This is a genomic window from Nitrospirota bacterium (assembly GCA_040756155.1).
In the GTDB taxonomy this organism is placed as follows: domain Bacteria; phylum Nitrospirota; class Thermodesulfovibrionia; order JACRGW01; family JBFLZU01; genus JBFLZU01.
In genome coordinates, this window is sequence record JBFLZU010000102.1 from 1 (window position 1) to 6,617 (window position 6,617).

The 6,617-nt window shown below is 41.6% G+C and carries 7 protein-coding genes and 1 pseudogene; all 8 read left to right on the forward strand.

What is annotated here, in order from left to right:
* Window positions 1-43 precede the first annotated feature (43 nt).
* Window positions 44-1,336 carry a nitrous oxide reductase family maturation protein NosD gene (gene nosD, locus AB1488_09915; GenBank protein MEW6410408.1) on the forward strand — a complete coding sequence of 431 codons (1,293 nt, stop codon included), beginning with the start codon at window positions 44-46 and terminating at the stop codon, window positions 1,334-1,336.
* Window positions 1,337-1,347: 11 nt separating this feature from the next.
* Entirely contained in the window at window positions 1,348-2,244 is an 897-nt protein-coding gene (locus AB1488_09920) for an ABC transporter ATP-binding protein (protein ID MEW6410409.1), read from the forward strand.
* Window positions 2,231-3,061: an ABC transporter permease subunit gene (locus tag AB1488_09925; GenBank protein MEW6410410.1), complete on the forward strand. Its 831-nt coding sequence runs from the start codon at window positions 2,231-2,233 to the stop codon at window positions 3,059-3,061. Before AB1488_09920 ends, AB1488_09925 begins: the two co-directional genes overlap by 14 nt.
* Window positions 3,058-3,825: a carboxypeptidase-like regulatory domain-containing protein gene (locus AB1488_09930; GenBank protein ID MEW6410411.1), complete on the forward strand. Its 768-nt coding sequence runs from the start codon at window positions 3,058-3,060 to the stop codon at window positions 3,823-3,825. The genes AB1488_09925 and AB1488_09930 overlap by 4 nt, the downstream gene beginning before the upstream one ends.
* Complete coding sequence (locus AB1488_09935) at window positions 3,809-4,516, forward strand: SCO family protein (protein MEW6410412.1); 708 nt, start codon at window positions 3,809-3,811, stop codon at window positions 4,514-4,516. Before AB1488_09930 ends, AB1488_09935 begins: the two co-directional genes overlap by 17 nt.
* An 18-nt stretch (window positions 4,517-4,534) precedes the next feature.
* Window positions 4,535-4,729 (forward strand): annotated as a pseudogene (locus AB1488_09940) (DUF1573 domain-containing protein).
* A 32-nt stretch (window positions 4,730-4,761) separates the two neighbouring features.
* Window positions 4,762-5,778 carry a transglutaminase domain-containing protein gene (locus tag AB1488_09945; GenBank protein ID MEW6410413.1) on the forward strand — a complete coding sequence of 339 codons (1,017 nt, stop codon included), beginning with the start codon at window positions 4,762-4,764 and terminating at the stop codon, window positions 5,776-5,778.
* A 4-nt stretch (window positions 5,779-5,782) separates the two neighbouring features.
* Window positions 5,783-6,283, forward strand: coding sequence for a TlpA disulfide reductase family protein (locus AB1488_09950; protein ID MEW6410414.1), 501 nt, complete (start codon window positions 5,783-5,785; stop codon window positions 6,281-6,283).
* Window positions 6,284-6,617: the final 334 nt, after the last annotated feature.

The window sequence follows — 6,617 nt, forward strand, 5'->3', positions numbered from 1 at the left end:
TCTATCCCCCTTAGTAAGGGGGAAATTAAAGGAGGGTCACCGTATGTTAGTTTTGTGTCTGGTTACATTGCTCTTCATTCCTTCGCTGGCTCATGCAAAAACCCTTATTGTAGGGGTTGATTATCCAGCTATCAGCGATGCATTGAAAAAGGCAAAAAATGGGGATGTTATAGAGGTTAAGGCAGGACAATACAAGGAGAGACTCAAGATAGACAAAGCGGTGTATCTTAAGGGCATAAATAACCCAACCATCATTGAAAACGGAGGACATATAGCCACAATAGCGAGCAGGGGTGTTACTATGGAAGGGTTTACAATAGTAGATGAAAATCCCTCATTCCATTTGGAGAGTGCAGGGATATATATCTCAAAGGGAGCTGATGAGGCTGTCATAAAAAATAATCGCCTTCATGGTGTTATGCATGGTGTCTGGAGCGTTGGAGCCAGAGGCATAAGGATAGAAAACAATACAATAGAAAGCAAAAAGGCGCTTGAGAGAAACTACAGAGGCAATGGTATATACCTCATAGACAGCCAGGAAGCGATTATCACCGGAAACAGGATTAATTACTGTCGTGATGGGATTTACATAGAGGTCTCCCATGACGGAAAATTCATAGATAATGATATAAGAAATTCCCGCTATGCGGTCCACACCATGTGGGTTGACAGGTCTGTTTTCAGTAAAAACACAGCTATCGGTAATCTCGTTGGCATAGCAATCATGTATTCAAGACAATCTGAGATTACCGATAATACTGCTGTGGGAAACAGCACACACGGCATCCTTCTAATTCAGGCTATAAGAAGCCACATAGCAAGAAATACAGTTATAGGAAATACCAAAGGGATCTACTTTTACAATTCTGTATATAACAGCATGGACTCTAACCTGATAATGAATAATAGTCTTGGTCTGCATAGCTGGGGTGGCTCTGAAGATAATACCGTCACAAGGAATTCCTTTATAGGAAACGAAATCCAGGTAAAGTTTGTTGCAGGCAGAAACCAGCAGTGGGATAGTAACTACTGGAGCGATTATCTCGGATGGGATATGGCAGGTGATGGCATTGGCGATTCACCCTATGAATCAAATACCGTGGTTGACCATATCTTATGGAGATACCCCGCTGCTAAATTATTGTATGCAAGCCCGTCTTTCCAGCTCCTATGGATACTTGAAAAACAGTTCCCACTGCTCAAGGTTCCGAGAGTTGTGGATACTAAACCATCCATGCTCCCTTCACACAAAGACTGGAAGAAATTAAAGGCTGAATATCCATATGCACCTGAAAAATACTACGGTGAAATAGAAAAAATGCCAATTATCCATTGAGGTAAATGTTAATGTTTGAACTTCTTGATATATCAAAGTACTTTGGAGAAATAAAAGCCGTTGACTCTGTCTCCTTAAAAATAAAAGAAGGGGAAATGCTGGGACTTGTGGGCCCAAATGGCTCGGGCAAGTCAACATTGCTTAAGATAATGCTTGGGATTATAAAACCATTATCAGGTAAAGTCCTATTCAATGGTGAAGAATTGACAGAAAAAGACTGGAAGGCTATCAGGAAAAGGATAGGCTATATGCCTGAGAGGGTTAACTTTTATGACAATCTGACAGGGAGGGAAACCCTTAATCTCTTTGCCAGGGTCAAGTCCTGCAGTTTAAATAATATCTATGATATTGTAAAAAAAATAGTTTTCAAAGACGCCCTTGACAGAAGGGTTGGGGGCTACTCTAAAGGGATGCGCCAGCGGCTAAATCTTGCGCAGGCATTACTTAATGAGCCGGACATTTTGATACTGGATGAGCCCACATCAGGGCTTGATCCTATGGGTACAAAAGAGTTTTATGATATTCTGGATGCAGTGAGGGACAGGAAAAAACTTACAGTAATACTATCATCCCACATCCTGGCTGAGATAGAAGAAAAGATAGACAGGGTGGCGGTCATAAAGAATGGCAGTATCAAGGCTATTGGAGGTCTTGAGGAACTTTATACAGGTTTAAAACTACCGCTAAAGATCTCTATTGCCATAAATGAGAGGGATATGGTTCTGGAGGAATTGTTGAATGAATGGGGCGCTCTTAATATAAGTTACAAAGATGGGTACCTGCATGCCAGTGTTCCAATGGAAAACAAACTCAAGATGCTATCAGCTATTATGGCAAAAAGGGATGGTTTTGTTGATATCTCATTAAGAGAGCCAAACCTTGAGGAGGTGTTCTTTGGTATTCACTGATGCCCTAAGGGCAATAGCCAATAAAGAACTTTCTGACAAACTTAGGAGCAGGTGGGTTACGGTTATTGCAGCAGGGTTTGCTCTATTCACTATTGTTATATCCTATTTTGGTGGGGCCAGCTCCGGTGTTGCTGGATTCCGAAGCATGGATGCAACCATTGCCAGCCTTACAAGCCTTGTAATATATTTTATCCCCCTCCTCGCCCTCACGCTTGGTGGAGGCATAATTGCTGATGAGCGGGATAAGGGGACGCTTGAGATCTACCTCGCTTCTCCCATATCGGTTAGCGAATTCATTTCAGGAAAATTTCTTGGGCTTGCCATTGCCCTCACTCTCTCTACACTGGTGGGGCTCGGCATCTCCGGAATGTTGTTGTTAATCAAACTCGGCATGGATACATTTTTGAGCTATCTTATTTTCATGCTGAATTCGGTTGTCTTGGGACTTATTTTCCTGAGCGTATCTTTTGTGGTATCCATTCTCTTCAGTGAAAGGGTAAAGGTCATTGCGTTCACAGTATTTTTATGGTTATTCTTTGCAGTCCTCTATGACCTCGGGCTGGTCGGACTACTTATAATTACCAAAGGGGCTGTTGGAGCTGATATTTTTTCTGCATTCTTGGCATTAAATCCCGTGGATGTATATCGTATCCTTAATTTCTTATCCATCGGTGAGTTAAGGGTGTTTCTCGGACTTTCATCTGTTGAACTTCCGGCATACATGAAGACACCTGTTCTCTGGATCGTATCCCTGCTGTGGGTCGTGCTGCCATTGGTAGCAAGCTACTACTTTTTTAAAAGGAGGTATTTATCATGACAAAGTATCTTGTAGTTCTTCTAATAGCCCTGCTGCTATTTACAGGAGTAGCGATGGGCTATGAGGTTGTAGAGGTTAAAAATGGTGCAACCATTAAAGGTGTGGTCAGTTTCAAGGGCACTTTACCTGCTGATGAGACTATCGCCATTGACAGAGATGTGGAGGTCTGTGGCAAGGAACAAAAACTCAATAAATACATCATTACAGATTCAAAAATAAAGAATGCGGTTGTCTTTATAGACAGACCCAAGAAAGGCAAGCCTCTTTCTGTTGATACACCGGTTGATTTAACGATAAAGAACTGTAAGGTAGAGCCACTGGTGAGTGTTGGATTCGTTGGTGGTAGATTCAGGTTTAAAAATGATGACAGTATCCTGCATACCCTTCAGCTGAAGCTCTGGCTTGAATACCAGAGGAGGGTATCGGATAGACCATTAAAGGACGGTGCAACCATATATAATATTGCATTTCCACGAAAAGGCAGGGTTATTGAGAAGCCGATTAAGAGATCCCATAGATATCAGCCGGACACAGGATCGATACGTGTAACATCCAACACACATCCATGGATGAGGGGTTATGTATTCGCTTTTGACCATCCTTATGCAGCGGTAACGGATGATAAAGGGTCCTTTGCGCTGGAGAATCTACTTCCAGGCGAATATGCCCTTAGGGTCTGGCATGAGGGTTTTGGAATGCAGGAGAGAAAAATAAAGGTTTCATCCGGTGAGGTTCTGGAGGTCGAGATTGAATTTGGTAAATAAGTTACTACTGATTGCCATATTTTTGTTGATCTCAGCAGTTGACTCTCATGCATTACAGAGAAAGGCTGTTGATTTCAAGCTCAATAACTGGGATGGAAAATTAGTTTCTATGCAAGAACTGAAGGGTAAAATAGTCATCCTCACATTCTCCTACGCTTATTGTTCTGCTATATGCCCTATTATTACCGGACGGCTCTCTTCGCTGGACAGTACGATAGATAGCCCAAAAGGTATGGTTTATCTCCATGTCTCTGTTGACCCGGCTACTGATACGCCTGAGAGGCGAAAGAATTATTTCAATCTTTACGGGATTGATGCTCTGAAGGATGGTAGATGGATGTTTGTCTCGGGTGAGAATAATGAACTCGCAAGGTTATGGAAGTTTTACGGAATAACCATGAAAAAGATTAAAGACAAAAGGTTGCCTGAGGGCTATTACATAGAATATACACCTAAGGTGGTGGTTATTGACAGAAATAATGTTATAAGATTTGAGACAGCCTTTGATTTTTCAGAAGAGGAACTGATCTCTCAGATTCAAAAACTTGCACTTACCGCTCCAGTTATAAGATTCAATAACACGAGATATGAATTCGGCTCGGTGAAAAAGGGGGAGATTGTAAAACATGATTTTGAATTTGTTAATGAAGGAAATGGTCTCCTCAAGATAATTGACCTTATCCCTGCTTGAAGGGCGTGCACCAGCGCTACTGCCAGTTCGGCAGAGATAGCACCGGGAGAAAAAGGAAAGATAACTGTGACGGTAAATACAGCAGTAGCAGTGGTGAAACTTGGAAAGACGAGTAAGACCGTTGAGGTCTGGACAAATGACCATAGTAACAGGATGATAATGCTTTCTCTTACAGGAGAGATTATACCTGCTGAGAAACAGTCGCCAGAATGAGATGAAGATCGATTATCCGTGAGATGAAGAATATGGATTTTTTGATGAATAGAAGGGAATTGTTCATAAGCACCCTGACAGGTATCGGCAGTGTTCTGATCGGTAGTAGATATAGTGATTCAGGCACTGTTAATGACAGTGAGGTTAAAGCTGTAAATCTAAATATAACCTGTACTACCGAGATACTTAATCCTCCAAAGGACAAGGATATAAGGATATGGATCCCTGTTCCACCTGACGACCATGAGCAAGAAATATCTGGACTGACTGTAATATCGAGAATTCCATATAAAATGACAAAAGAGGACATCTGGGGGAACAGAATGTTTTTCTTCAATGCTGACAATTTAACAGCAAAGGATAAGATAGTCGTGAAATACAGGATAAGACGAAAGGCTGGCGGGATTAGTAAAGATTTAAATGAAAAACCAGAAAGACATCTTGAACCATCTGAGTGGGAGAAATGGGATGACAATATTACGGAGTATGTTGATGCCCTTGTTGGTAGTGAAAAGAACCCGGTCAAAATAGGCAAGAAGATCTATGATGCAATTGTTGATAGTCTCACATATGTCCATGAGGTCTGTGGGAGGGGAGTGAGTCAAATTACCCTCGAAGAAAAGACAGGAAGGTGTGATGAGTTCCATGCCCTCTTCAGGAGCATGATGATGTATAAAGGTATTCCTGTAAGGTGGGAACAAGGCATCGCACTGCTTTATCCATCAGTCATTAAAGAAAAAGGTGAATTTGAGGCAGACTGCATAAATGCACATAGTTGGGTGAGGTTTTACATTGGTGGAAACAAATGGATGCCTGCAGATTTGTCAGAGGCAAAGAGGAGACCGGACCTGAGGGATTTTTATTTCGGTAATCTACCTCCAAACAGGATAAAGATGTCAACAGGAAGGGGATTAACATTAAATCCAATGCAGGAAGGGATTATAAACACCTTTCCTTATACATATATAGAGGCAGACGGTGTGCCGTTAATATATGGGCATAACTACAGGAATATAATGAGATATGAGTTGATTAAAATGGAGATGTAAGAAAATGAAAAAGGTAACCATACTAATTCTGTTAAACATTGTATTTATATCTCATGCATACGCAGGAGAAGGTGTGAAGGTTGGCGCACCACCACCTACATTCGTAATGCTGGATGAGAATAATAAGAATATTGATATAGCCACCCTTATAGACAGACCGACAATTATGTATTTTACACACAATGCTTGTTTCTACTGCACACAGATAATAGTCTATTTAAAAAGGGCACAGGCGCAATTCGGGGAAAAGGGTCTCCGCATTATCGGCATTAATGTTATGGCTAAAGACCAGAAGCTTATAAGGGCTTACAAAGAGGCACTTGGCTTTACCTTTCCCATGTTTGCCGGCAACAGGGAGGATGTGCTCAGGGCATATAAGATAAATTATGTCCCTGTGCTTGTGTTTGTAGATGTAAAAAAAATCACAAGAAAGGTGGTGGGACACTATGTACACGAAGATGAACTTCACAGAAATATAAGGGAGATCATGGGTAAACCCCGTTAGAAGACCTTCGCCCTTCTAACGGTAAGGCTCATCCCGTTAGAAATTTTAAATTTCTAAACGGGACTCACACGGGGCATTAAACCCCGTGTTCGCCCCGTTTAGAGATAAATCTCTAACGGGGTTCGCTCCAAAAGGAATTTATCTTTACCCACGCTGCAAGCAGTGGGGCTTTCTAACGGGGTAAATAAAAATTCAAAATGCAAAATGCAAAATTACGGAGGAGGCTAAGATGAAAAGAATTCTGGTATTTGTAATGGCTCTCTCATTATTACTCGCTACAACCTCTTTTGCTTATGAGGTTGTGGCTGTTAAGGATGGAGGCAGCATCAAAGGT

What these genes read in the sequence shown, in the direction of transcription:
- nosD (MEW6410408.1), top strand. Translation starts at nt 44, where the DNA reads ATGTTAGTTTTGTGTCTGGTTACATTGCTCTTCATTCCTTCGCTGGCT.
- AB1488_09920 (MEW6410409.1), top strand. Translation starts at nt 1,348, where the DNA reads ATGTTTGAACTTCTTGATATATCAAAGTACTTTGGAGAAATAAAAGCC.
- AB1488_09930 (MEW6410411.1), top strand. Translation starts at nt 3,058, where the DNA reads ATGACAAAGTATCTTGTAGTTCTTCTAATAGCCCTGCTGCTATTTACA.
- AB1488_09945 (MEW6410413.1), top strand. Translation starts at nt 4,762, where the DNA reads ATGGATTTTTTGATGAATAGAAGGGAATTGTTCATAAGCACCCTGACA.
- AB1488_09950 (MEW6410414.1), top strand. Translation starts at nt 5,783, where the DNA reads ATGAAAAAGGTAACCATACTAATTCTGTTAAACATTGTATTTATATCT.